The organism is Pseudanabaena sp. PCC 6802 (genome assembly GCF_000332175.1).
Lineage (GTDB): Bacteria > Cyanobacteriota > Cyanobacteriia > Pseudanabaenales > Pseudanabaenaceae > PCC-6802.
This window is the reverse complement of record NZ_KB235914.1, coordinates 4,475,013-4,497,867: the sequence shown is the minus strand read 5'-3', so window position 1 is coordinate 4,497,867 and position 22,855 is coordinate 4,475,013. Positions and strand designations below refer to the sequence as shown.

Below are 22,855 nucleotides of genomic sequence, written 5' to 3'. Positions count from 1 at the left end.
GTGCTAATAAATTGTGGGATAGATGTCGGTTTGTACGGCTGTGAGAGCAGACTGCACGAACCCTGAATCCCTTTCCCAGAGCAGGAGAGGGATTTAGGCCGATTCTAGCTCCCCTTCTCCTGCCTTGAGAGAAGGGGGTGGGGGATGAGGGAGTACGTTAGTTGCACATCGCGCGCCCCTATATACTTTATAGTCATGACTACTCAATCTTTTGTTTTTAGGCTAAACTCCAGTAGATATCTACAGAAAAAACAAGTTGACAGATAACTACCTCGATTGTTTTACGGCTGTCCGCCCTTCGGTGGCAGAACGGCTGGCAGCAGGTAAAGCCCTCCGCCGACTAGTATCTCGCCGCGCCCATGCTGAATTTAATATTCCAGACAATCGCGAGGATCCGATCGCTATTCTCGAAGCTCAGGCTCAAACGCGATTACCGGAGCTAGTGCCCGTGCGCTATGCCCGCATGTTGGCTTCTCCGTTTGCCTTTCTGCGCGGATCGGCGGCGGTGATGATCGGTGATATCGCGCCAGCGGTGACGACAGGGATAACCGTGCAGGCGTGCGGCGATATGCATGTCTCCAACTTTGGCGTGTTTGCCTCTGCCGAACGCAATCTGGTATTTGGCATCAATGATTTCGATGAAACCCATATTGGGGGGTGGGAGTGGGATCTCAAACGCCTCACGGCCAGTGCTGTGGTGGCAGGGCGATTTCTCGGTGCAGATCGCGTTCTGTGCGAGGAAGCGGCACGGGCGGTTGTGCGCTCTTACCGCGATCGCATGCGCCAATACGCCCACATGGGTTATTTGGAACTTTGGTACGCCAATATCACTGAGACCGCATTACTCAATGTACTCCCCCCTGAATCGCGCAAAAGAGCAGCTCAACACATTGATAAGGCACGACAGCGCACCCATCTTCAGGTACTTGAAAAGATGACGGATCTGGTTGACGATCAACAGCGCATCGTCGAAGTTCATCCTCTGATCGTGCGGACAGAGACAACCGGCACGGGCAGGCCTATTGCCGAAGCACTCGAACTATTTTTGCGGGATTACCTGGCCTCTGTAGGAGCAGATCGCCGCTTTTTGCTATCGCGCTATCGCATTGTTGATGTCGCCCGTAAGGTTGTCGGTGTGGGTAGTGTGGGTACCCGTTGCTGGGTAATCTACCTGCAAGGCAAGGATGCTGGAGATCCTCTATTCCTCCAGGTCAAGGAAGCCCAACCATCCGTACTGGCTCCCTACGCTGGCAATTTAACGACGGACAACCCAGCGATTGAAAATCAAGGTCATCGGGTTGTATCTGGGCAGCGTCTGATTCAAGGAGCACCGGATATTTTTCTGGGTTGGGGCGAACAGGATGGCATTCAATACTACGTGCGCCAGTTACGGGATATGAAGGGCGGAGTAGAATTCGATCCGACTAAGTTCCGGATTGCCAGTCTGCCTGACTACTGCGGCCTGTGCGGCTGGGCATTGGCACTAGCTCATGCTAAATCCGGCGATGCCGCCATGCTAGCTGGCTACGTTGGCAAGAGCGAAGATTTGGATGCCGCACTGGCAAAGTTTGCCTATGCCTATGCCGATCGCACAGAGCGAGATTACGATCTACTAGCAGCGGCAGCCCGTCAGGGACGCATTCAGGTTGCCAGTGAGTTTTAACGATGGATTTATCTCAAAACAAGTAGCCATGTTTAATTTTTTGAATCCTGAAGCCACTAACCCTACTCCCCAACAGATTGCGCGTTTTTTCAGGCTGTTGGGCTGGATTGGATTCTGGCTGCAATCGCTACTCGGTTTTATGCCGATTCTAGTCGTGGTAGGAACTGTTCTGTTTAACCCTAATAGGCAGCAGAGTGGAGGACTCTCGTTTGGTTTATTTTCAGCGATCGCCTGTTTGCTGCTAATGATCTTCAGTATCTACTGGTGTTTTCGCTATACTCAACTAGCTCGCAAACTTGAGATAAGAGATCTGCGTCCGGCGAAATCTCAGGTAATCCGCGATCTTCAATTGGGATTAAGCGCTAATGTCGGCAGTATGGCGATCGCCGTACTGATTGCCTTAGCACGAGTTGGTGAATTGACCTTTAAAATGCTTACTGTACCTCAAGGCTCGGCAGTAGTTGTCCCTACACCCGATCGAGCTAGGACTCTCGTAACTCAAGGAGCGTTGATTACACCGTCAGATATGATTGCCATTCAAGCTATGGTGAACACGATCGCGTCAGGATTGGTTGGCTTAGTGGTGGCATTGCTGTTGCTTTATCTCGTCAGACAGAATCAAAACCCTCAGGAGAGATCGTAGCAGAAACTCATCTACAGCTTACAGCAATCCCATTGCATGTCGGGCAACGCAGAAGCTCAAAACTACACCAGCCGAATTCAATAGTATGACGGCGAATAGATGCCACCATTGATTGAAAGTGCTTTCTGCACCTAGTCCTTCCATTACGCCACCCAATAATGGCAGCGCAACGCCGAGCAGTGCAGGTACCCAACCCAATAAATCGGCTAGCGCAATGATATAGGCAAATTGGATAGGGATATAGACGATCGCGATCGAGAGGGGAACTGGTAGTAACAATTTGTTGTCGATCGTTAATGAGAAAGTTTTAGCGGCTCTCGAAGCAACGTACAGCCATAAGAGAACGGCTGCTACAAACAAAATAGTCCAAGGCATCTCAACAGTTAGAGAACCAACAGACCACCTGTTCGTGCCAAACACGCCGATGCAAAACATGCCTGAAGCAACCGCCTGTAAGACAAATAGCAATTTGTAGGCAACTCGGCGGAGGCCGTCATTATTAAACTTATCGCGATCGCCAGTGCTATCTTTAAAAGGAGCGATTTGCCATCCTTCGTATTCGTGCAATACGATCGGAACTACGCTAGCCGCCTGCTGAAATACGGGAGCGATCGCCACTAGAAAAAACGATTCGCAACGCGGTGCGTAGAAGTCAGAGAAAGAGAAGAAAGTATAGGCAAGCCCAATTTGGGTTGCAAATGTCAGATAGTGGAAGAATTCGATCGCTGACAGCATCAAAGGGTTGGCGTAGCTAGTTTGCAGCTTTGGCTTTGGATATTGCCACACCCAGCCAGGTTTGGGATAGAAAGTTTCACCTTCCCAATCTTGAGAGGTGCAATTGGATAGTTCTTCTTGTTTGAATGGGGTCATGCCAGCAAAGGGGGGAAACTTCAGACAGATTATATAGCTATATAGCGTTTTGCAATTGAGAAAGGCGTTAGTTTATGGGGTGAAGGGGTTCCACCCCTTCTTGGGGGCGTTGCCCCCAAACCCCCTTCTCGTTTTCATCTGAAAACCGCTATAGTTTGAGAGCAATCGCCAACAAAGGCAATGTCATACCAATTTGAACAGTAAACACGACAGATCGAGCGGGGTGAAGGGGTGGAACCCCTTCGTGGGGGCAACGCCCCCACCCCCCATCTGTAACCACAACAATTTAAATTGGTATCAGAAGAAATTGTATGGCGTTTCTATCAGGCGGTCGAGAATTTCGGTATCGTTGAGTAGATCGTAGTGCCCGATCCCCTGTCGCACTCGAAAATCGGGGCGCAGAAAGCTCAAAGCAGCTCGATCGCGCAGATCGTTTGAATCCGGTTTATTACTTCCAATATCAATTACTTGCGCGGCACCGACAACTGTAGATTTGGGAATTCCAATTGGATCTAACCTGCATACTTTAATTGGGACGAGATCCCAGGCCATCCTCCTAACTAAAGTCTGTAGAGAGGTTACCAAAAAAGGAACGACGTTGAGATTGCCATTAGAGTGAGCGATGATATGAATGGCTTTTTGGGGCGATAGCCTCCGCACGACTGACTTAGCCATGCTCAGCGCTGTAAATGGGTTCCCTGACAGTGAGAGAATTTGGTGCGCCCTACTAGCGCGATCGCAAATATTCTCAAATAAGTTCCCCAGCCCATTTGCTCCCGGAATTAGCAGCGAGCAGTACTCTACGCGATCGCTTGAAGCTAGAGAATCGAGCTGTTGCCTGCTCAAATATTCATACGGATTGACATCAAAGGTATCGAATTTAATCGAAGCAGACTCCGCAACCAGTTTCAAGGAAGGTTTTGCAGCAAATTCCAAGAGAGGGGGCAACGATTGCAGTGACATAGGGAACTGTTTCGCTTGGTTAGGAAATTCATGAAGATGTTATAGCGGTTTTCAGATGAAAACGAGAAGGGGGGTTGGGGGCAACGCCCCCAAGAAGGGGTTCTACTCCTTCACCCCGTCAATAAAACCTGTTCTCAATTGAAAAATGTTATACAGTTTGGGTTCGCGCTCGTCTGTGAGATTATGTAATGCTAGTTCTGAGCGCGATTGCATTTATGGCAAAAGGAACGCTAGCTCCCTGTTCTAGTGCGTTAAGCACCAGTTTTTTGATACTACCGCTGCGATCGAGCAGACCAACGAAAAGTACGCCACTACCAGCAACCTTGGAGCTAACACCTGAAAATTCAAATTTACCCAAGCTGCGATCGCCGCGATCGAAAGCTTCAACAGTGACAATATAGTTGGGAGTATTCGCGGGATCTGATTGGATGTGCGTGCCCGCACCAAATACTGGCACATCAAACGTAATGGTCAGGGGGCCTGGATTAGCAAGACCAGTAAAAAGTAGAGCATCACCCACATCAAAAGCTCCTGGGAAAGAAGGAGTTTGATCGATTCTCAAAAAAGTTCCAGAGGGAATGCGAACGGTAGCGCCAATTCCTCCTGATGAAGTTATTGAGAATGGGTTAGGAGCAGGAGTCATGGTTTGACCGACATGAAGCCATTCAACCGAGTCAGTAGCGTTCAGGGCGATCGCAAGCTCTACAGCAGATACTATATCGCGATCGCGATATGGATTTTCCAGAGTAGATAATTGTTCTAATTCCATGAGAAAGATATCCTTAAAACTAAGTGTTCCCAACAAGTGTTTCTAAAGTTTAAGCAAGTGCTAAATTATGACTTTCTTCCCGATCTGATGCCGCAATAACCCGCGACTCTAGCAGGTCTATTTGCTGCTTATTGGTTAAATATCTCGGGATCTTGAGCTGATTGAGATTTCTCTTTTCGCTCAGCAGGCTAAAGCTGCCGCTTGCTAACAGCTTGACCTGCGGCATCCCGATCGACCCCTGGCGGCGTTGCAGTCGATAGGCGCGATTGACATCCCCAAGAGCTTTATCGAGCAACTGCGCTCCTCGATCGATGGTGGCGATCGCTACAGATGGTACGATATCGCCCAAAAGCTCGATATAAAAGACATAGCGAGATGGCGTAGTAGTAGTAGAATCGATGGCTGCCGTGTAGTCGCGCCAGCAACTATCCATTTCCTGCATCCACTCATCTGTTAGGCGATCGATAGTTGTCTTGACATGGGCTTCGTTGGTTTTCTCGCCAGCCAGATCCAGTGTCGTTCCGCGTCGATGGCTGAAATTCAGTATGGGAGCTTCAAAATAGCGCCCCGCGATCTTGACAATGTCACCTATGCGATAGCGATAGAATCCAGACAAGTTTGTCACGACAACTTCGTATGACTCGCCAATTTTCAGGGAATCGAGATCTACTGTCCTGGGGTGCTCCTTATCCACATCTGATAGTGGAATGAACTCGTAATAGGCGCTACCTAATGGCAGAGCGTAGTCTCCAGGGCGATCTGGCCATAGCCCTATGCCTATAGCCGCCTCGGAGGAACCATAGAAACTACTGAAAAGAGGGATATTGCCAAGGTAGAACTGCAAGGCGGGGACGTAGATACTAAAACTCCCTGTAGTCACTGTTTCAACATAAGCCATCTGAGGCCAAATGCGCGGCGCGATACCTCTGAAACCACTTGCTGTTGCTGCACGCAGTACGGCAGCGCGTGCGGGGTCGGGAGTCAAATTAGCTGCGAGCGACTGTCTCGCGGCTGGCGGTAATGTCAAATTCTCGCTGAGCGTTCCGCTTTCGATGTCGTCAACCAGTTCCGACCAGCGACTCTCCATGTCAATCAGCCACTGCAACACGTATGGAGCGTATGTAGCAGCGATATACTGAACCCGATCGTCTCGCAGGCCATACAAGGCGTGCAAATACCTGGCAGTGCGGTCATCATCAATGGCAAAGACCTCAGCAGGCGAACACCACAGATGCGGAATCATCTTTGCAACACGACGCATGCCCATCGATGAGTGCTCTTCAACTGTTGCTCCTGATTGAGTCGTTTCGATCGCTCCCGCACCAGTCAGCAAGCATATCCCTTTGCCTCGCGGCTTGCCTTTGAGAAAGTAATTGGTGCCTATGGCAGGGTTCAATAGTCCTGATATCTTCATCGGCACTCTCAGATGGGAACGGGTTCTGGGTACGATCTTCGCCAAACCCATCGTACCAGCCGTAGCGGCAAAACTGACAAGAGGCTCTGAGACCAGGATGTTTGGTTCGCCCTGTTTCATGCGAGCGATCGCTGCTTCGTAATCCTGATAGGAACTTAGCGGGACTAGCGATTTATACTTGTTAGCGATTTGAGAATCTTTCAGTAGAGAACTAAATCGGTGCTGTTGACCAAACTCAGAGTGTTGATTTCTGGCGATTATCCGTCTTAATGCGATCGAGTTAGCCTGGGTTGCCCGCAGCATCTGTAGCCGCAATAAATGCAAAAGAATGCGGCCAATGAAGATTGCGACTTGACGAAATAATGGAGAAAAGAAAGATTGCTCCGATCTATCCTTAAAAAATCTTAACATGAGGACAATTCTCATACTATTTTTGAACTTCGGACAGTTTGGACTTTTCCCAGTTTGGACTTCGCACTGCAAAATTAAACGCATCGCGAGACTTGCGTTCAATTCCCCAACCCATATCGATGGCTTTTTTGAGAAGCTCGCGATAGGCGATCGACAGCGCATCGGAGGAAACATGAACTTCTTCCTCTAGATCATGGGGCATTACCTTGGGATGTTGGGATTCTACGATCTGACCGTCTTCCTGGTGGGCTTTTAAAACCAGCTTCCGGAAAATGCCGTCTGCCCAAGCAGAGGTTAAAAACTGCCGACATAGAATTGATTTGGTTGTGGCTGTATTGTCGTCATGGGGAACGGGGATAAGATATACAACCAACTTTCCCTCATCAATATCAACGCATACGATGTTGGGAAGGTGAAAGGCGATGGTTATCTTAATCTCCGATGGGATTAGTTTGGAAATATAAGTCCACAAAAAGCCTTTGGGTAGATATTTCTTATTATAAAAAGAGGCAGTCGCTCCCCAATCTTGCATTTGCAGGTCAAACTTGGAAAATCTGGGATTGTCTGCTAGTCCGCTACCAAAGGCGGTAGGGTGGACAAAAGCAGGGTGGATCGCATCGATATGGTTTTCTAATAGGCGCGTGTAGTGAGCAGTTGATGTCAATTCAGTTTGAACGAGTCGATATGTCGATTTGTTGATTTCTGGAAATGATGGGAGAGGACGGCATTCCGATTCAGGTAAATCTCCCCAGAACAGCCAGACAAAACCATATTTCTCTTGCGCCGGATAGGCATCCAGGCGAGCTTTGTGAGGAATCAGTTCTCCGTCCTCGTTTGAAGGAATCTCAATGCAAGCCCCATCCGCCTGAAATTTCCAACCGTGATAGGGGCATCTGATACAGTCGCGATCGCTCCATCCTTGTGAAAGAGCTGCGCCTCGATGAGGGCACCGATCTTTGAAAGCGATAATCTGTCCTTGGGAATTGCGATAGAGAACGAACTCCTGGTTCAATAGCTTAATTTGTTTGGGTTTGCTCGTAATAGCCGAACTAAATTCGCAAGCATACCAAAAGTTTTTCAACATGATTTTCTTCTCTTTGTTAATTTGGCAGTCCTACTCTCAATTTCCTAGAGTCAATTAGCAGATTGCCGTAAAGGTAAACAGCGCTTGAATGGATTTAAGTTATCAAAACCAGGAGATCGCTCGCATCTACTAAGTGTCATTGTCTAACCATTACATTTGTCACGATTCCATATTGCAATTTGTGTTGCAATTAGTACGCGATCGCAGAATGGATGGATCGAAGTTCCAAAACAATTACAAATTAGCCGCGATCGTGAATTCTGCCGTCGGGCATGATCGTGTCGGTGAGATTAGCACCCGTCAGCTTAACCATGAGCCGATCCGCAACCTTAATCTGGGCACCAGTTAGATCGGCACCGCTCAGGTCGGCACCGCTGAGATCGGCTCCAATTAAGTTAGCTTCGCGCAGGTTAGCATTGCGCAGATCGGCTTGCAGGAGGTTTGCCCTGAAAAGATTAGCCTTATGCAAATTAGCGCTATTTAAATTAATCCGATGCAAAAAGGCATCTTTGAGATCGGCATGACTGAGGTTGGCATGGCTAAGGTTACGCCCTGATAAATCCCGTTCGCTCAGGTTAGCACCGCTAAAGTTAGCACCACTGAGATCGGGACGTTGATTGTAATTGTTTTCGCGATCGCGATCGTGCTTTGGCTGTTGTGGCTGAGCTTGCCGCTGAGTTTCTTGCTGAGCCTGCTGCCTAGCTTTGCGCTCTGCCTGTTCCGCTTCATAGGTTTGTCGTGCCTGCTGCTGCCGTGCTTCCTGAGCTTTTTGGTAGGCAGCTTTAGCTTGCTGATAGCTCTGCTGGTAGGCCGAAGTTGTCTTGGACTGCGATCGCTCCTGAGACCGATCGTGATGCTGGCGATCGTGATGCTGGCGATCTTGGCGATCGTGATGCTGGCGATCTTGGCGATCGCGCTGCCAATAATGCTGTTGGTAAGTTTGGTAACTTTGGCGCGGCTGCGAATAATAATGCTGCGATTGGGCGTGCGATCTGGCGGATTGGGCGTTTGATTGGGCGTTTGACTGGGTGTTTGACTGGGCGTGCGATCGATCGTGCGGTTGCTGGGCGTGACCGTTAGATTGGTGCGATTGGTGCGACTGGTGCGACTGGTGCGACTGGTGCGATCGCAACCGATCCCGTGCCTGATTAATTTCTTTGAGCTTTGCCTGCGCCTTTTCCTGCAAGCGGGGATTATCGTTAGGAATGCGATCTGGGTGCCAAATAAACGCCAGATCCTTATATGCCTGGTTCACCTCTTCCAGCGAAGCACCAGACTCAAGCCCCAGTATTCGATAGCATTGCTCTAGATCGTGCATTTCCACAAGATAACATTACTATTAAACGCCTTTGCATTGCCTATATAGGAAATTAACATTTTCAGCAGAAACATCGGAGGGTGGGCATTGTCTACCTTGCGACTATTGTTTTTTCTCGATGATTTTCAGGAACTCAGCTAAGGCCGTGCGGCGGCGATCGCCTGCCACCCAGGTAAAATCGTTGTGTCCTGCGCCTTCTACCCAAAGTGCAAGTTTTGGCTCCGGTGCCGCTGCGTATAATTTTTGCCCGTGGTGGATGGGGATAACTTCGTCAATTTGACCGTGCATCACCAGCACGGGGCTTTGCACCCTGGATATTTTGTCAAGATTGGTGAATTTATCAAAGGGCAGCAGCGGAAAGGGCACTACTACTCGAAAAGCAGAGGTAAACGCGCCTTCTAAAATTAAACCTGCCACAGGATAGCGAGTGGCTAGTTCGATAGCCGAGCCGCTACCTACAGAGCGCCCGTAAATCAACACCTGCTGCGCGGGTACTCCCAGATTTTGGGTGAGGTACTTGTAAGCTGTATCGGCATCCTGGTAGGCATTTTGCTCGCTTGGCGTACCATCACTGGTGCCATAGCCGCGATAGTCATAGGCAAAAACGCTAAATCCCCAGCTATGCAAGAGTTCGAGCTCGGAACGAAGATCGCCGAGGTCTTCGGCGTTGCCATGAATAAAGAGTACGGTATATTTCGCCTGAGGGTTGGGTAAATGTATAGCGGAAATGCGCTCGCGATCGTTGACCGCTAGTTTCAGGATGTCTTTGGTATCTTGATAGCTAGACGGTTGCGGCAAAAAAATCATCGAGTCTGCCTTGAAAAAAATATAAATCGCAAAACTAGCGTAAATAAACAGGAATGAGAGCGCTAGCCGTTTCCAGCTAAATTCGCCAATGAGCAGTTTTCGCAGTGGGAGTTGCGGCATGAATCTTCAACACAAATACTCCTCGATCGTATACTAAGCAATACAATGGTGAAGATATTGAAACAGTAGTAAAAGATGCGAGTAGCGATCGTTGGTGCAGGGTTAGCAGGTATGTCCACAGCAGTCGAACTGTGCGATCGCGGCTATCAGGTAGAAATCTTTGAGTCCCGTCCGTTTGTGGGTGGCAAAGTCGGTAGCTGGGTCGATCCCGATGGCAACCACGTAGAAATGGGGCTGCACGTATTTTTTGGCAACTACTACCAGCTCTTTGCCCTCATGCAGAAAGTGGGCGCATTCAAAAGTCTGCTGCGCAAGGAACACGTTCACACCTTTGTCAATGAAGGTGGGCGCATCGGTGCCCTGGATTTTCGCTTCTTTACAGGTGCGCCGTTTAACGGTCTCAAAGCCTTCTTCACCACATCCCAACTGTCGCTGCAAGATAAGATTCAGAATGCGATCGCGCTCGGCACCAGCCCCATCGTGCGCGGTTTGATCGATTTTGAAGGCGCGATGAAAACTATCCGCAGTCTAGATCGCATCAGCTTTGCCGATTGGTTTCGCAGTCACGGCGGCAGTAATGGCAGTATCAAACGCATGTGGAATCCCATTGCCTACGCCTTGGGATTTATCGATTGCGAGAATATTTCCGCCCGTTGCATGTTGACCATCTTCCAAATGTTTGCCGCTCGCACCGAGGCATCGGTATTGCGAATGTTGGAAGGCTCTCCTCACGAATACCTGCATAAGCCGATTATCAACTACCTCGAAGCCAGAGGTGCCAGGATTTACACCCGTCGCCGCGTTCGCGAAATTCAGTTTACCCAGGATGGCGCTGCCACCCAAGTAACTGGTTTGGTGGTGGCAAATGGAGAGGAAGAGGAGCAAATTATCGCTGATGCCTATGTTTGTGCTTGCGATGTTCCGGGCGTACAGCGCCTTTTACCAGCAGCGTGGCGCAAATGGAAGGAATTCGACAATATCTATAAGCTCGAAACGGTGCCAGTTGCCACAGTGCAATTGCGGTTTGACGGTTGGGTGACCGAACTCAACGATCCCGCGCAAAGGCATCAGCTAGCTCGCGCCACTGGCATGGATAATCTACTCTATACATCTGATGCTGACTTTTCCTGCTTCGCAGATCTAGCTCTCACCAGCCCCTCAAACTACTACCGCAAAGGACAGGGTTCTTTGCTGCAACTCGTACTCACTCCCGGCGATCCATTCATCAAGGAAAGCAACGAAGCGATCGCTCAACACGTTCTCAAGCAAGTCCAGGCTTTGTTCCCATCAGCCCGCGAGTTGAATATGACCTGGTATGGCGTAGTAAAACTCGCCCAATCGCTCTATCGCGAGGCACCTGGCATGGATCCCTATCGCCCACCCCAAAAAACTCCCATCTCTAACTTCTTCTTATCTGGCAGCTATACCATGCAAGACTACATCGACAGCATGGAAGGAGCGACGCTCTCCGGCCAACTCTGCGCTGCTGCGATCTTAGCTCAAGAAGCATCGCTTAAGGAGAATATGGGAGAATAAATAAGGGACTACGCATTTTCAAAATCAGCCCAATCTATTCCTAGTTGTTTTATTGCTGCCCTCAAAGTTCCCAACTTTAAATCGCAGCTAGCCCAATCAGGTATTACCGTTAACTTTTGGGTAATTGGATTAAACCATTTTCTGTGAGATCCCCCACCACGCCTTGGGAGTTCAGTACAAACTAACTTTACCCACGTCTGAGCAACTTCCCGGCATTTCATTTTGCAAAGACAACAGTTTCTATCAAAGCAGGAGAATGTTCATCTATAGATTGCAAGTTGAGAGGAGGCTTTTTACCTAGGTCTTCATAAGCTTCGAGGATTGCTTCAAATGCATCTCTAGCATTGCTTACAGCTTCATCAATGGAATCCCCTTCAGTTACTAGTTCTGGTAATAATGGGGAGGTTACTGTAAAACCACCTTCTGGTTGAGGAGTCAGTAGCAAGGGAATTTTGTAATGCATAAGCTGGGATTGCAGCAATTAAAATTTGCATGGTAGGTACAGCTTAACACCTATCCTCGATCGCCTATCCAGAACGGTAAAAATACAGTCTGCTCTCAGTTGCGCTCTACTACTATTAGCATAGCGATCGCCATTACCGGACAACCATAAATTATTTATTCACTCGATAATAGACCTCTTGCAGATTAGGTTGAGGTTGAGTTGCCAAAGAACCCCAAGATAGGAAAATATCAGGACATAGCAATAACGAAAAAGCGTCCTGATGATGAACTATATAATAGCGCAAACCCTACCTGCTGCACACTTTAAGCGTCGATTTGGTATCGAGACTAATACGTTCAAAGCAATTGTGAAAGTGCTTAAACCAGAGTGGCGAGCAACGCCAACACCTGGAGCCAAGCCTAAACTCGGACTAGAAGACCGCATATTGGTTGCCTTCGAGTATTGGCGGGAATATCGCACCTACTTTCACATCGCCACTAGTTGGGGCATCAGCGAGTCTACAGTTTGTCGAATAGTGCATTGGGTAGAGGAGACTTTAATCCGCTCACGTCGCTTTCGACTACCTGGGAAGCGCCAGTTGGTGCGGGGCTTTGGGATACCTACAGTCGCGACGTTGATGTGACTGAAACTCGCATTGAGCGTCCTAAGCGGCACCAACGTGCCTTTTATAGCGGCAAACAGAAAGGGCACACGCTCAAATGTCAACTCATAATTGACGCTCTTACTGGGCAGATTATCTGTACGTTTTTCGGCAAGGGGCGACGGCATGATTTCAAGCTGTTCAAAGCTTCTGGCATCCATTTCCATCCTCAAACCGAGAGTTTGCAGGACAAGGGTTATCAAGGCATCCAGAAACTGCATCTCTACTGCCGCTTACCCCACAAGAAACCGAAAGGTGGTCAGCTTACGCCTGAGCAGAAAGCGTTCAACCGCCAACTTGCGCGCCAACGGGTTGGCATTGAGCATGTTAATCGCCGCTTGAAGATCTTCCGCATCTTATCTGGACGCTATCGCAATCGTCGTCACCGCTTTGGTTTGCGTTGCAATCTAATTGCTGGTCTCTACAATTTTGAACGCTCTCAAGGCTCCTCAGTTGGCTAATTTGCAAGAGGTCTAATAATTCTGAAAAGCAGACTCTAGCGATCGCCCAATCTTCTTGAGTATGGATTACCAGAACTCTTACTTTGGAATCTGGAGTGGCAATATCTAGATCGACTGGATGATTCTCATTTAGTTGTGAATCGAGAGCTAGTCCCAGAAACTCGAATGCCTCACAGGTGCGGGAACGTACGAGTGCCGAGTTTTCGCCTACACCAGCCGTAAATACTAGCGCGTCCAGACCGCCTAAACTCCCCAGCATAGAACCAATACCAGAGCATAGCCGATGAATATAGATATCTAGAGCTAGCTGCGCTCGTTCGTTGCCTGCGGCGATCGCTGCCACAATCTGACGCATATCTGACGAGACACCTGAAATACCAAGCAATCCAGATTCTTTGTTGAGTTCTCGATCGAGGCGATCGATAGTATACCCCTCCTGACGCATCAGGTGGATCGGGATGCCCGGATCGACTGCACCAGAGCGCGTTCCCATCATCAATCCATCTAAGGGGGTAAATCCCATCGTCGTATCTACACAGCGATCGTTCCGAACAGCGGAAAGAGAACAGCCATTACCAAGATGGCAGATGATTAACCTCAGGTTTTGCCAATCTCGCTGCAATAGTTGAGCGGCTCGGCGAGCGCAGTACTGGTGGCTAATGCCATGAAACCCATAGCGACGAATTCCCCGTTCTACCCAAGCATAGGGGCCAGGATAGATGGCAGCGGCGGCAGGGAGATTGCTGTGAAAGGCAGTGTCGAAGACAGCGAATTGCGGTATTTTGTTGCCTAAGATGCTCTCCACTGCCTCTATCCCATCTAGATTCGCAGGATTGTGCGCTGGTGCTAGAGTAGAGAGCCGAGCGATCGCCGCCTTCACCGCATCAGTCACTCTGACCGTCTCGCAATACTCCTGTCCTCCATGCACCACCCGATGCCCCACTGCGTTAATTTCCGATGGATGCGCGATGACGGCGGTTTTACCTTGCCAGAGCGTTGCCAACAGATGGGCGATCGCTTCTAGGTGTGATTGAGTTGGGATTTTCTCCTGCCGAACCTCTCCCGCGACTGTTTTGACTTCAATCTCGGCGCAGTCCTGATGGTGCGTCCAATCGACAACGGCTTGCCAGAGGGGTTTTGGAGGGATATCCGGCAGCCGATCGCCTGCTATCTCATAGAGAGAACTCTTTTGAGTGCTCGAACCTGCGTTGAGTACCAGTATTTTCATAGTCCGTGCCGGATTAAAATCAGCATTGCCATTGTTGGTTACTCCTTACGCGCGATCGTGTGAATTTTGAGGAAGTTCGTGCCGCCTGCTTTCCCAAAAGGAAGTCCTCCCATAATCAGTACCTTATCACCGAAAGCTGCAAACTGCCGCCGAATTAAATCGGTTTCCAGGTAGTTCAGTACATCGGACAAACTATACTGAACCTGTTCCAGGAGAACGGGTCTAACTCCCCAGTTCAGGCTGAGTTGGCGATAGATTTTCAGGTCGGGAGTGTAGGCTACAATCGGAGCCTTTGGACGTTCTGCCGAAGCCAGCTTAGCGGTATAACCTGTTTCGGTAAAAGCGACAATGCACTGCAGATCCAGCGCGTCGTCAATCGCGTGTAAAGCTTCGCTGATGGCATCTGCATCGCCATTACAGTTGGGTGGATAGTTAATAAACTGAATGGATGGTTCCACTTCAGCAGCAATGCGTGCCAGCATTTTGACCGCTTCCACCGGGTAACTGCCAATCGCAGATTCGCCAGAGAGCATCACGGCATCTGTGCCGTCCGCGATCGCGTTGGCTACGTCGCTAGCTTCTGCGCGGGTGGGACGGGGGTTGTGAATCATGCTGTCTAACATCTGGGTGGCGGTGATTACCGGAATTCCTTTCTGGTTGCACAGTTTGATAATTCGCTTCTGGATCGAGGGCACTTTTTCCGGACTCATTTCCACACCCAGGTCACCCCGCGCCACCATAATCGCGTCGCACTCATGCACAATTGCGTCCAGGTTGGAGATCGCCTGGGGTTTCTCCAGTTTTGCCAGTACGGGAATATTGACTCCTTTCTCCTCGAGCAATGCTTTCAGAGTTTGGATGTCTTCCGGTTTGCGCACAAAACTGAGGGAGATGAGGTCTACACCTTGCGCAATGCCAAAATCGAGATCGCGCTTGTCCTTATCGGTCATTGAAGGCAAGCGCAGGTTCAGCGTTGGCAAGTTCACCCCTTTGCGACTCTTAAGTAAACCGCCTTCTACTACCCGGCACCGAACGGCACTACCATCGCCCCCCTCAACGCACAGCTCTAACAAACCGTCGTCCAGCAATACCTGAGTTCCCGACTCGGCTTCTTCTGCCAGGTAGGGATAGTCGATGCCAACCGTGTTGGGTTGTCCCGCGTATTCGGCGATCGGTACCAGGGTGAGCGAGCCTCCTTCGTGCAACATCATACCCTCAGCAGGCAGATCGCCCACTCGGATCTTGGGGCCTTGCAGGTCTTGCAGCAGCAGCAGTGGCAAGTCCAGGTCTTGCGAAATAGAGCGCAACCGCTCGATCCGCTTGGCGTGATCTTCATATTTACCGTGGGAGAAATTGAGCCGTGCCACGTTCATTCCTGCCAGCATCATCTTCCGAATCGTGTCGGGGGTATCGCTTGCCGGACCGATCGTCGCCACAATCTTTGTGCGGTGGATCAATGGTTTCATGGGATCCTTAAATTTAATTAAAATGGAATCAGGGTTTCGACATTAATTCCGGTGCGATCGTCTTCAATTTGAATCTTATTAGCAACGGTGCTGGACATACTGGGGCTTTCTCCTGTTGGCTATGAACGGGGAATAGAACATAGATCGATCTGTGGATTGTGACCGATGAGATAGCCCAGTCTCTTTAAACAACTGCTTTTAGCGGTGCAGGTGGCCGCTCGAAAACTTCATTCTGCAACGACTGACCTCGCTCAAAATCGGTAATATTGGACAGGGTGGTGGTGGCGATGTTTTCCAACGCATTGCGGGTGAAGAATCCCTGATGGGCAGTGATGACCACGTTGGGAAAGGATTGCAATAGTTGAAAGGTGTCGTCCTGAATAATAGTGTCTGACAGGTCTTGGAAAAACAATTCGTCTTCCTGTTCGTACACGTCGATTCCCAGATAGCCGATTTTGCCCGACTTGATGCCCGCGATCGCGGCAGTCGTGTCAATCAGAGCACCGCGGCTAGTATTGATGAGCATGACACCCGACTTCATTTGCGCGATCGTGCTGGTATTGATTAAATGGCGGGTTTCGGGTAACAGGGGACAATGGAGGGAGATAATATCGGAATTAGATAGAAGCTCCGTTAGGGATGCGTAACGAGCGCTGCCGATCGCTTCAAACTGCGTATTGGGATAAGCGTCGTAACCCAACAGCGAACAACCGAATCCGTGCATAATCCGGGCAAACACCATGCCGATCTTTCCCGTACCGACGACCCCAACTGTGCAGCCATACAGGTCAAATCCCAACAACCCCTCCAGGGAGAAGTTGTCATCCCGAACGCGATTGTAGGCTTTGTAGAGCTTGCGATTTAACGTCAGTACCAGGGCAACGGCATGCTCGGCAACGGCGTAGGGAGAATAGGCAGGCACGCGCACTACCTTTATGCCTAACGCTGCTGCCCGTTGCAAATCGACGTTGTTAAACCCCGCAGATCGCAGTGCCAGCAAGCGAGTCCCACAAGAAGCAAGAACGTCCAGCACTGCTGCATCTGCCGTATCATTGACAAATAAACAAACTGCGGGGAACCCCGCCGCTAATACGGCAGTTTTTTCGTTGAGTTGAACGTCGAAAAACGTCAATTCGTGCTGATAGCTGGCATTTACCGCCTCAAAAGACTGGCGATCGTAGGATTTGGTACTGAAAAATGCGATCTTCAAAACATACCTCCAGAAAGTCAGTTCGCGATACGAAGTCTTGCGCTAATTTTATTCCTCCTGACCTATCTGTGGTTTAGTAAGGCCACTTCCAGTTCACCACATCGGGGCGATCGATACCGTGTTCGTAGGCATAGTTGCGGCAGGAGATCTGTTCGTCCTTGAGCATCTCTTTCACATGGGCACCTGCTACTTTCAGTTGGGGCAGCCGGTCGATCGCGTCGATCGCAATGCTAAAGCGATCGATCTGGTTGCAGATTGCCAAGTCTAACGGCGTGTTGATGTTGCCTTTTTCCTTATAGCCCCGCACGTGCAGGTTTTTATGATTGGTGCGGCGGTAGGTAAGGCGGTGAATTAACCAGGGATAGCCGTGGAAGTTAAAGATAATGGGCTTATCCAGCGTAAAAAGACTGTCAAAGTCGCGATCGCTCAATCCGTGGGGGTGCTCCGTATCCGGTTGCAGCTTAAACAGGTCGATTACATTGATAAACCGTATCTTCAGATCCGGGAAGTGCTGCCGCAAGATGCAGGATGCCGCCAGCGATTCCTGGGTTGGAATATCACCTGCTGTAGCCAGTACCACATCCGGCTCGTGCCCCTCGTCCGTACAAGCCCACTCCCAAATATCAATACCTTTCGTGCAGTTTTTAATCGCTGCGTCCATGTCGTGAAATTGCAAATGCATTTGCTTATCCGACACGATTACGTTGATGTAATCCTTGCTGCGCAAACAATGATCCGCAACTGACAGCAACGTATTCACATCTGGCGGCAGGTAAATCCGCACCACTTCCGGGCTTTTGTTCAGCACCACATCCAGGAAACCCGGATCTTGATGGGTAAAGCCGTTGTGATCTTGCCGCCACACGGTAGAAGTAATCAACAAGTTCAGCGACGAAATCTCTTCGCGCCAATGAATGCGATTGCAGATCTCCAACCACTTAGCGTGTTGGTTAAACATGGAATCAATCACATGAGCAAACGACTCGTAGGTCGAGAAGAACCCATGCCGTCCAGTGAGCAAATAGCCTTCCAGCCAGCCTTCTAACGTGTGTTCGCTCAGCATTTCCATGACGCGACCGTCGGGCGACAGTTCGCCCCCATCTGCATCTTCTGGTAAATACTCAGCAATCCAGAACTTCTTGCTGACTTCATAAACCGCACCGAGTTTATTCGACGTATTTTCATCGGGACCAAAGACTCGGAAGTTAGTCATGTTAGACTTCATGACATCTCGCAGGAACGCACCCAGAGGCTTCGTATTCTCGACTTCAACGGTACCTGGCTTTTCCACTCGCACTCCATACTGGCGGAAATCAGGCATCTTCAGATCGCGCCGCAGCAACCCACCATTGGCATAGGGAGTAGAGCCGAGTCGCTTATTGTCAGTAGGTGCCATATCCTTAATTTCCGATCGCAGCACACCGTTGGCATCAAATAGTTCTTCCGGTTTGTAACTGCGCATCCACTCTTCTAATTGACGCAAGTGCTCTGGATTGTCGTGCATCCCTCCCATTGGCACCTGATGCGCTCGCCAGAAGCCTTCTACTTTGTGCCCATCCACTTCGGCGGGTCCCGTCCATCCTTTGGGAGTCCGCATCACAATCATCGGCCAGATGGGACGAGTTGCCACCCCGCTAGAACGCGCTTCCTGCTGGATGTTGCGGATCTCGGTAGTGCAGCGATCCAGGGTTGCCGCCATTGCCTGGTGCATCGATTCAGGATCGGAACCTTCAACAAAGTAGGGTTCGTACCCGTAGCCTTCAAACAGCGCTTTTAGTTCTCGGTGGCTGATGCGAGAGAGAATTGTGGGGTTGTTGATTTTGTAGCCGTTCAGGTGCAGCACGGGCAATACCGCGCCATCTCGAATGGGATTGATAAATTTATTGGAGTGCCAGGAGGTTGCTAAAGCCGCCGTCTCAGCCTCTCCATCACCGGGCATAGCAACGACGATTAAGTTGGGATTGTCAAAGGCGGCACCGTAGGCGTGGGAAAGGCTGTAGCCCAGTTCGCCGCCCTCATGGATCGAACCAGGGGTTTCGGGCGTACAGTGACTGCCAACCCCACCTGGGAAAGAGAATTGCTTAAAAAAACGCTGCATTCCCACTTCGTCTTCACTGCACTCTGGGAAGTAGTGGGAATAACTGCCCTCTAAATAGCAGGGGCCGAGAAATCCTGGCGCACCGTGTCCTGCGCCTACCATAAATAGCATGTCCTGGTCGAATTTTTTGATGACTCGGTTCAGGTGAGTGTAGAGAAAACTGATGCCAGGGCTAGAACCCCAGTGACCCAACAAACGGAGTTTAACGTGGTTTGATTTCAGAGATTCTTTCAATAAAGGATTATCGCGCAGGTAAATCATGCCAACGGCTAGATAGTTAGCTGCACGCCAGAATGCATGGATCTTGCGCAATTCTTCGGAGCTAAGAGGAGTTCCCTCAACTGTCGATCGCGCCATTCCAAACGCGCTAATCGATGACATGTCAATATTGGGCTTTTGAGGAGTTGCTACCATAATTGCGATTAATCCTCCAAAAATACTTTGCGTCTATTATAGGGTGCTAATTTTTGCCCTATCTTGTTTTCTAGACTACATAGCAATATTCTTATTAATTTTTTAAGAATTGATGGCGAAACGTCAAGGCGATTATTTGTCTCTTGTGCATCTCTCTAGCTTCTTGACGCACTATAGCGGTTTTCAGATCAGAAAGAGTAGGGGGTTTGGGGGCGTTGCCCCCAAGAAGGGGTGGAACCCCTTCACCCCAAAAATAAAACCCGTTCTCAAGTGAAAACCGCTATATTATGACATTCCTGAAACTGGCACACTCCACATACCGATCTAGCTATAAAACTCATAGAGTCAGAAGTAACGAGCTTGCAGTAGCGCTACCTGAGCCCGCCATCCCCTGAAATACTACGATCTTTATATGCATACCGCCTACATTAACAGCATTGGGAAATTTCTGCCCAACGACCCTATAGCCAACGATGAGATGGAAGACTTTCTCGGGAAAATTGGCGATCGCCCTTCCAAAGTACGTTCTCGCATTCTCAAAAGCAATGGCATCCAACAGCGCTACTATGCCCTAGATCGCCAGCAAAATACCACGCATCGCACCAGTGAAATGGCAGCACTAGCAGTACGCGATGCTCTCGCGCTGGCCGATCGCGATGCAAAGGAAATCGATTTACTTGCCGCTGCCACCACCTGGGCAGACCAGTTAGTTCCCAGTTTTGCCAGTATGGTACATGGGGAGCTATCAGAATGCTTGCCTTTAGAAACTGCCTCTACGCATGGCGTGTGCTGCGCGGGAATATCCGCGCTGAAGTATGCGACAAATCAGGTGGCATTAGGACAGAAACGCAATGCGATCGCTGTAGCAGCGGAAATGCCATCGCGTCTATTTAAGCACAGCCGCTTTGAAGCTGCGGAAAATGTACGGGCAGGGAAGTCACTACCATTTGACACTGAGTTTTTGCGCTGGATGCTGTCAGATGGAGCTGGAGCGATGTTAATTCAGGATCGCCCCAATCCCAATGGCATTAGTCTCAAGGTGGAATGGATCGAACTAATTTCCCATGCAAATGCTTATCCTGTGTGCATGTATGCTGGATTTGATGATGAGAGCGCAAAACGTAGCTGGATGGAATATTCCGATTATGTGGAAGCAGCTAAGTCGGGAGCGCTCGACCTGCGTCAAAATATTCGACTGCTTGACGATGTGCTTAAGTTAGGCGTGGAAGGTTGGCTGCGCTTAATCGACCAGGGGCGAGTCGATCCAAGCACAATCGATTGGTTGCTGTGTCACTACTCTTCGCATTTCTTCCGCAGTCAGATTGTGGAACTCCTGGAAATGGCAGACTGTACGATCCCCGAGCATAAGTGGTTCACTAATCTCTACACGAGGGGGAATACGGGTTGCGCCGCTATCTATTTGATGCTGGAGGAACTATTTAATTCTGGCAAATTGCAGGTTGGACAAAAAATTTTCTGTTTTATTCCCGAAAGCGGTCGCTTTACCACTGCCTACATGCTCTTGAGCGTCGTGGAATCCTGCACTCCTTTAGTCAATTCGCCGAATTCATCTAATTCATCTATGGAGGTAAATAGTCAAGCGATCGCGCAAAATGAACTCTCCCAGAGTAACAGCCAGGATAAAGCCATATCTCAAGATCCCTACGCCGATCGCTACTATATCTCCAATAGTATTTTAGAGCGAGAAACCGTATCGACGTATCTAATCAGACAATTGGCACAAGTTTGGTTGGAATTTGAGCGTCGCATCCATTCCGTGCCTATAGTACGTCGGCTCGAGCGCGGTGAATTCACTCTGCCAGACTACAAAGCCCTGTTAATTAATTTGCGCCCCCAAGTAGTAGAAGGTGCCCGCTGGATGGCACGGGCTGCCTCCAATATGACCGATTTTCAGATGCGATCGACTTTTATCGGTCACGCCCAAGTAGAGCATCGCGACTTCCTAATGCTAGAACAAAATTATCAGTCAGTGGGTGGCGATTTATCCAATATTCTCCAAGCGGAAAAGAATATTGGAAGCGAGGCTTTGTCAGCTTTTATCTTTAACCAAGCTTCCCAAAGCGATCCAATCGACTTAATTGGTAGCATGTTTGTTATCGAGGGATTGGGTAATAAGCTAGCTGGCCAGTGGGCAGATCGGATTCAGCAGAGCCTCGCTCTCAATGAGTCACAAGTATCGTTTTTAGCATATCACGGCAAAAACGACGCATCGCACGTCGATAAGCTGAACGCACTTGTACGAGCAGAATGGATGACCGCTGCGATCGCAAAGCGCATCGTCAAAACTGCCAAAGTTACAGCCAGACTCTATCTATTGCAATTAGAGGAGATCGGCTAAATGACTGATATCCATAATAATCGCCGAGATCCCAATGCCTGGGATATCCTGCAACTCGATCGCGCAATTCCAGTTGATGTTACGGCCAAAGTATATATGGTGCGCGATCTGCAAAACTGGACGCGTAACTATCTGCTGATTCCAATTAAAATCGTTGCCAATCTCCTGCTGGCAATAATTACGATCGGTAAGCGACTGCTGCCATTTCAGTTTCGCGCTTATGTCTTGATGCATCGCTCTGCTGCTTTCTTCCTCAAACACTGCGTCACGCCTGAAGCCTGCTATCTGATCGTGCGACACCTCTGTATCGGTTCCAATATTGTCAATTTTCTGATCGATAACGGTCCCGATCCTGAAATTGCAAAGTCCAATCTCTACCCGAGCACAGTGGACGATCTGTCGCAAAATGCTTTCTTAGAACATGACTTGATTCTCTATAATTTTGTCTACGACTACAATATGGCAGTACAGGCTAATCCCAACTGGTTGGAGGCAAGGCGATCGCAAGGCATTAACTACAATAGCATCCGTCCAGTGGAAATCAATATAGACTGCTCTCAACGAGGTTGGCTGCAAATTCTCGACCTGGAATCTGCGATCGAGCTATTCAAAGTATTCTATTCGATTTGCCTCACGAGCGATGAGTTTGCTCGCGCTGTCTTATCCTTACAGTTTGATGAGAATTTCGGCTGCTACGTCAGCGAGATTACGGGTGACTATCGCTGGAATCACGTCATTCACAATCGCCATCCCCTTAGCCCCAACAGCCCGTTTGTGGCAGGACGGGCTTTGATCCTACACGGCATCATCGCGGAGTATCTACATCGCTACTTGGAGTTGTGTCAACAGCAGGCAAAGATGCAAGCGATTGGCTCCGCTACACAAGCTAACTCGATTAAATTTCATCAGAGTTGA

18 protein-coding genes and 1 pseudogene are annotated in these 22,855 nt (G+C 49.4%); 6 read left to right on the top strand and 13 right to left on the bottom strand.

Going from position 1 to position 22,855, the window contains the following annotated elements; genetic code table 11:
• Positions 1-256 precede the first annotated feature (256 nt).
• Positions 257-1,663 (top strand): DUF2252 domain-containing protein, encoded by a 1,407-nt coding sequence (locus PSE6802_RS0126780; RefSeq protein ID WP_019503096.1) that lies wholly within the window; start codon positions 257-259, stop codon positions 1,661-1,663.
• 28 nt (positions 1,664-1,691) lie between these two features.
• On the top strand, positions 1,692-2,306 hold the full coding sequence (locus PSE6802_RS0126775; protein WP_026103591.1) for a DUF3611 family protein: 615 nt from the start codon (positions 1,692-1,694) through the stop codon (positions 2,304-2,306).
• An 18-nt stretch (positions 2,307-2,324) separates the two neighbouring features.
• Here the strand turns inward: PSE6802_RS0126775 and PSE6802_RS0126770 are convergent, their stop codons facing one another.
• The 7 genes from PSE6802_RS0126770 to PSE6802_RS0126740 form a co-directional block, all read right to left on the bottom strand.
• A complete protein-coding gene (locus PSE6802_RS0126770) occupies positions 2,325-3,176 on the bottom strand; it encodes a hypothetical protein (RefSeq protein WP_019503094.1) in 852 nt (283 codons plus the stop codon).
• Between the two features lie 297 nt (positions 3,177-3,473).
• Positions 3,474-4,139, bottom strand: a complete 666-nt coding sequence (locus PSE6802_RS0126765; RefSeq protein ID WP_019503093.1) for a hypothetical protein — start codon at positions 4,137-4,139, stop codon at positions 3,474-3,476.
• A gap of 181 nt (positions 4,140-4,320) precedes the next feature.
• Entirely contained in the window at positions 4,321-4,908 is a 588-nt protein-coding gene (locus tag PSE6802_RS0126760) for a hypothetical protein (RefSeq protein ID WP_019503092.1), read from the bottom strand.
• A 49-nt stretch (positions 4,909-4,957) separates the two neighbouring features.
• Positions 4,958-6,733 (bottom strand): GH3 auxin-responsive promoter family protein, encoded by a 1,776-nt coding sequence (locus PSE6802_RS0126755; RefSeq protein WP_162139243.1) that lies wholly within the window; start codon positions 6,731-6,733, stop codon positions 4,958-4,960.
• 16 nt (positions 6,734-6,749) lie between these two features.
• The gene (locus PSE6802_RS30490) at positions 6,750-7,817 is read right to left on the bottom strand and encodes an aromatic ring-hydroxylating dioxygenase subunit alpha (RefSeq protein WP_019503090.1); all 1,068 of its coding nucleotides are present in this window, start codon (positions 7,815-7,817) and stop codon (positions 6,750-6,752) included.
• A 241-nt stretch (positions 7,818-8,058) separates the two neighbouring features.
• Complete coding sequence (locus PSE6802_RS0126745; RefSeq protein ID WP_019503089.1) at positions 8,059-9,135, bottom strand: pentapeptide repeat-containing protein; 1,077 nt, start codon at positions 9,133-9,135, stop codon at positions 8,059-8,061.
• Positions 9,136-9,237: 102 nt separating this feature from the next.
• Entirely contained in the window at positions 9,238-10,062 is an 825-nt protein-coding gene (locus tag PSE6802_RS0126740; protein WP_019503088.1) for an alpha/beta hydrolase, read from the bottom strand.
• A gap of 75 nt (positions 10,063-10,137) precedes the next feature.
• Between PSE6802_RS0126740 and zds the strand changes: the two genes are divergently transcribed.
• A complete protein-coding gene (zds, locus tag PSE6802_RS0126735) occupies positions 10,138-11,598 on the top strand; it encodes a 9,9'-di-cis-zeta-carotene desaturase (RefSeq protein WP_019503087.1) in 1,461 nt (486 codons plus the stop codon).
• Between the two features lie 8 nt (positions 11,599-11,606).
• Here zds and PSE6802_RS36075 read toward each other — a convergent pair whose 3' ends face one another.
• A complete protein-coding gene (locus PSE6802_RS36075) occupies positions 11,607-11,819 on the bottom strand; it encodes a type II toxin-antitoxin system HicA family toxin (RefSeq protein ID WP_019503086.1) in 213 nt (70 codons plus the stop codon).
• Positions 11,816-12,061, bottom strand: a complete 246-nt coding sequence (locus PSE6802_RS0126725; RefSeq protein ID WP_019503085.1) for a type II toxin-antitoxin system HicB family antitoxin — start codon at positions 12,059-12,061, stop codon at positions 11,816-11,818. The genes PSE6802_RS36075 and PSE6802_RS0126725 overlap by 4 nt, the downstream gene beginning before the upstream one ends.
• Before the next feature lie 265 nt (positions 12,062-12,326).
• Between PSE6802_RS0126725 and PSE6802_RS32365 the strand changes: the two genes are divergently transcribed.
• A protein-coding gene (locus PSE6802_RS32365) for an IS5 family transposase (RefSeq protein ID WP_156815411.1) occupies positions 12,327-13,165 on the top strand; the annotation gives its coding sequence in 2 pieces (ribosomal slippage) (positions 12,327-12,675 and positions 12,675-13,165; 840 coding nt in all).
• 25 nt (positions 13,166-13,190) lie between these two features.
• On the opposite strand, the pseudogene PSE6802_RS0126715 reads toward PSE6802_RS32365, so the two are convergent.
• The 4 genes and pseudogenes from PSE6802_RS0126715 to PSE6802_RS0126695 all read right to left on the bottom strand — a co-directional run.
• A pseudogene (locus PSE6802_RS0126715) lies at positions 13,191-14,393 on the bottom strand (acetate kinase); the annotation flags it as partial.
• A gap of 38 nt (positions 14,394-14,431) precedes the next feature.
• Positions 14,432-15,859 carry a pyruvate kinase gene (gene pyk, locus PSE6802_RS0126710; RefSeq protein WP_019503083.1) on the bottom strand — a complete coding sequence of 476 codons (1,428 nt, stop codon included), beginning with the start codon at positions 15,857-15,859 and terminating at the stop codon, positions 14,432-14,434.
• A gap of 184 nt (positions 15,860-16,043) precedes the next feature.
• A complete protein-coding gene (locus PSE6802_RS0126700) occupies positions 16,044-17,069 on the bottom strand; it encodes a 2-hydroxyacid dehydrogenase (RefSeq protein ID WP_019503082.1) in 1,026 nt (341 codons plus the stop codon).
• Positions 17,070-17,142: 73 nt separating this feature from the next.
• On the bottom strand, positions 17,143-19,581 hold the full coding sequence (locus PSE6802_RS0126695; RefSeq protein ID WP_019503081.1) for a phosphoketolase family protein: 2,439 nt from the start codon (positions 19,579-19,581) through the stop codon (positions 17,143-17,145).
• Positions 19,582-19,993: 412 nt separating this feature from the next.
• Between PSE6802_RS0126695 and PSE6802_RS0126685 the strand changes: the two genes are divergently transcribed.
• Positions 19,994-21,940 carry a beta-ketoacyl-ACP synthase III gene (locus PSE6802_RS0126685; protein WP_019503079.1) on the top strand — a complete coding sequence of 649 codons (1,947 nt, stop codon included), beginning with the start codon at positions 19,994-19,996 and terminating at the stop codon, positions 21,938-21,940.
• Positions 21,941-22,855 (top strand): DUF6999 family protein, encoded by a 915-nt coding sequence (locus tag PSE6802_RS0126680; protein ID WP_019503078.1) that lies wholly within the window; start codon positions 21,941-21,943, stop codon positions 22,853-22,855.

What these genes read in the sequence shown, in the direction of transcription:
- PSE6802_RS0126725 (WP_019503085.1), bottom strand. Translation starts at nt 12,061, where the DNA reads ATGCATTACAAAATTCCCTTGCTACTGACTCCTCAACCAGAAGGTGGT.
- PSE6802_RS0126685 (WP_019503079.1), top strand. Translation starts at nt 19,994, where the DNA reads ATGCATACCGCCTACATTAACAGCATTGGGAAATTTCTGCCCAACGAC.
- PSE6802_RS0126760 (WP_019503092.1), bottom strand. Translation starts at nt 4,908, where the DNA reads ATGGAATTAGAACAATTATCTACTCTGGAAAATCCATATCGCGATCGC.
- PSE6802_RS0126745 (WP_019503089.1), bottom strand. Translation starts at nt 9,135, where the DNA reads ATGCACGATCTAGAGCAATGCTATCGAATACTGGGGCTTGAGTCTGGT.
- PSE6802_RS0126770 (WP_019503094.1), bottom strand. Translation starts at nt 3,176, where the DNA reads ATGACCCCATTCAAACAAGAAGAACTATCCAATTGCACCTCTCAAGAT.
- PSE6802_RS36075 (WP_019503086.1), bottom strand. Translation starts at nt 11,819, where the DNA reads ATGAAATGCCGGGAAGTTGCTCAGACGTGGGTAAAGTTAGTTTGTACT.
- PSE6802_RS0126695 (WP_019503081.1), bottom strand. Translation starts at nt 19,581, where the DNA reads ATGGTAGCAACTCCTCAAAAGCCCAATATTGACATGTCATCGATTAGC.
- PSE6802_RS0126775 (WP_026103591.1), top strand. Translation starts at nt 1,692, where the DNA reads ATGTTTAATTTTTTGAATCCTGAAGCCACTAACCCTACTCCCCAACAG.
- pyk (WP_019503083.1), bottom strand. Translation starts at nt 15,859, where the DNA reads ATGAAACCATTGATCCACCGCACAAAGATTGTGGCGACGATCGGTCCG.
- zds (WP_019503087.1), top strand. Translation starts at nt 10,138, where the DNA reads ATGCGAGTAGCGATCGTTGGTGCAGGGTTAGCAGGTATGTCCACAGCA.
- PSE6802_RS30490 (WP_019503090.1), bottom strand. Translation starts at nt 7,817, where the DNA reads ATGTTGAAAAACTTTTGGTATGCTTGCGAATTTAGTTCGGCTATTACG.
- PSE6802_RS0126765 (WP_019503093.1), bottom strand. Translation starts at nt 4,139, where the DNA reads ATGTCACTGCAATCGTTGCCCCCTCTCTTGGAATTTGCTGCAAAACCT.
- PSE6802_RS0126680 (WP_019503078.1), top strand. Translation starts at nt 21,941, where the DNA reads ATGACTGATATCCATAATAATCGCCGAGATCCCAATGCCTGGGATATC.
- PSE6802_RS0126740 (WP_019503088.1), bottom strand. Translation starts at nt 10,062, where the DNA reads ATGCCGCAACTCCCACTGCGAAAACTGCTCATTGGCGAATTTAGCTGG.
- PSE6802_RS0126755 (WP_162139243.1), bottom strand. Translation starts at nt 6,733, where the DNA reads ATGTTAAGATTTTTTAAGGATAGATCGGAGCAATCTTTCTTTTCTCCA.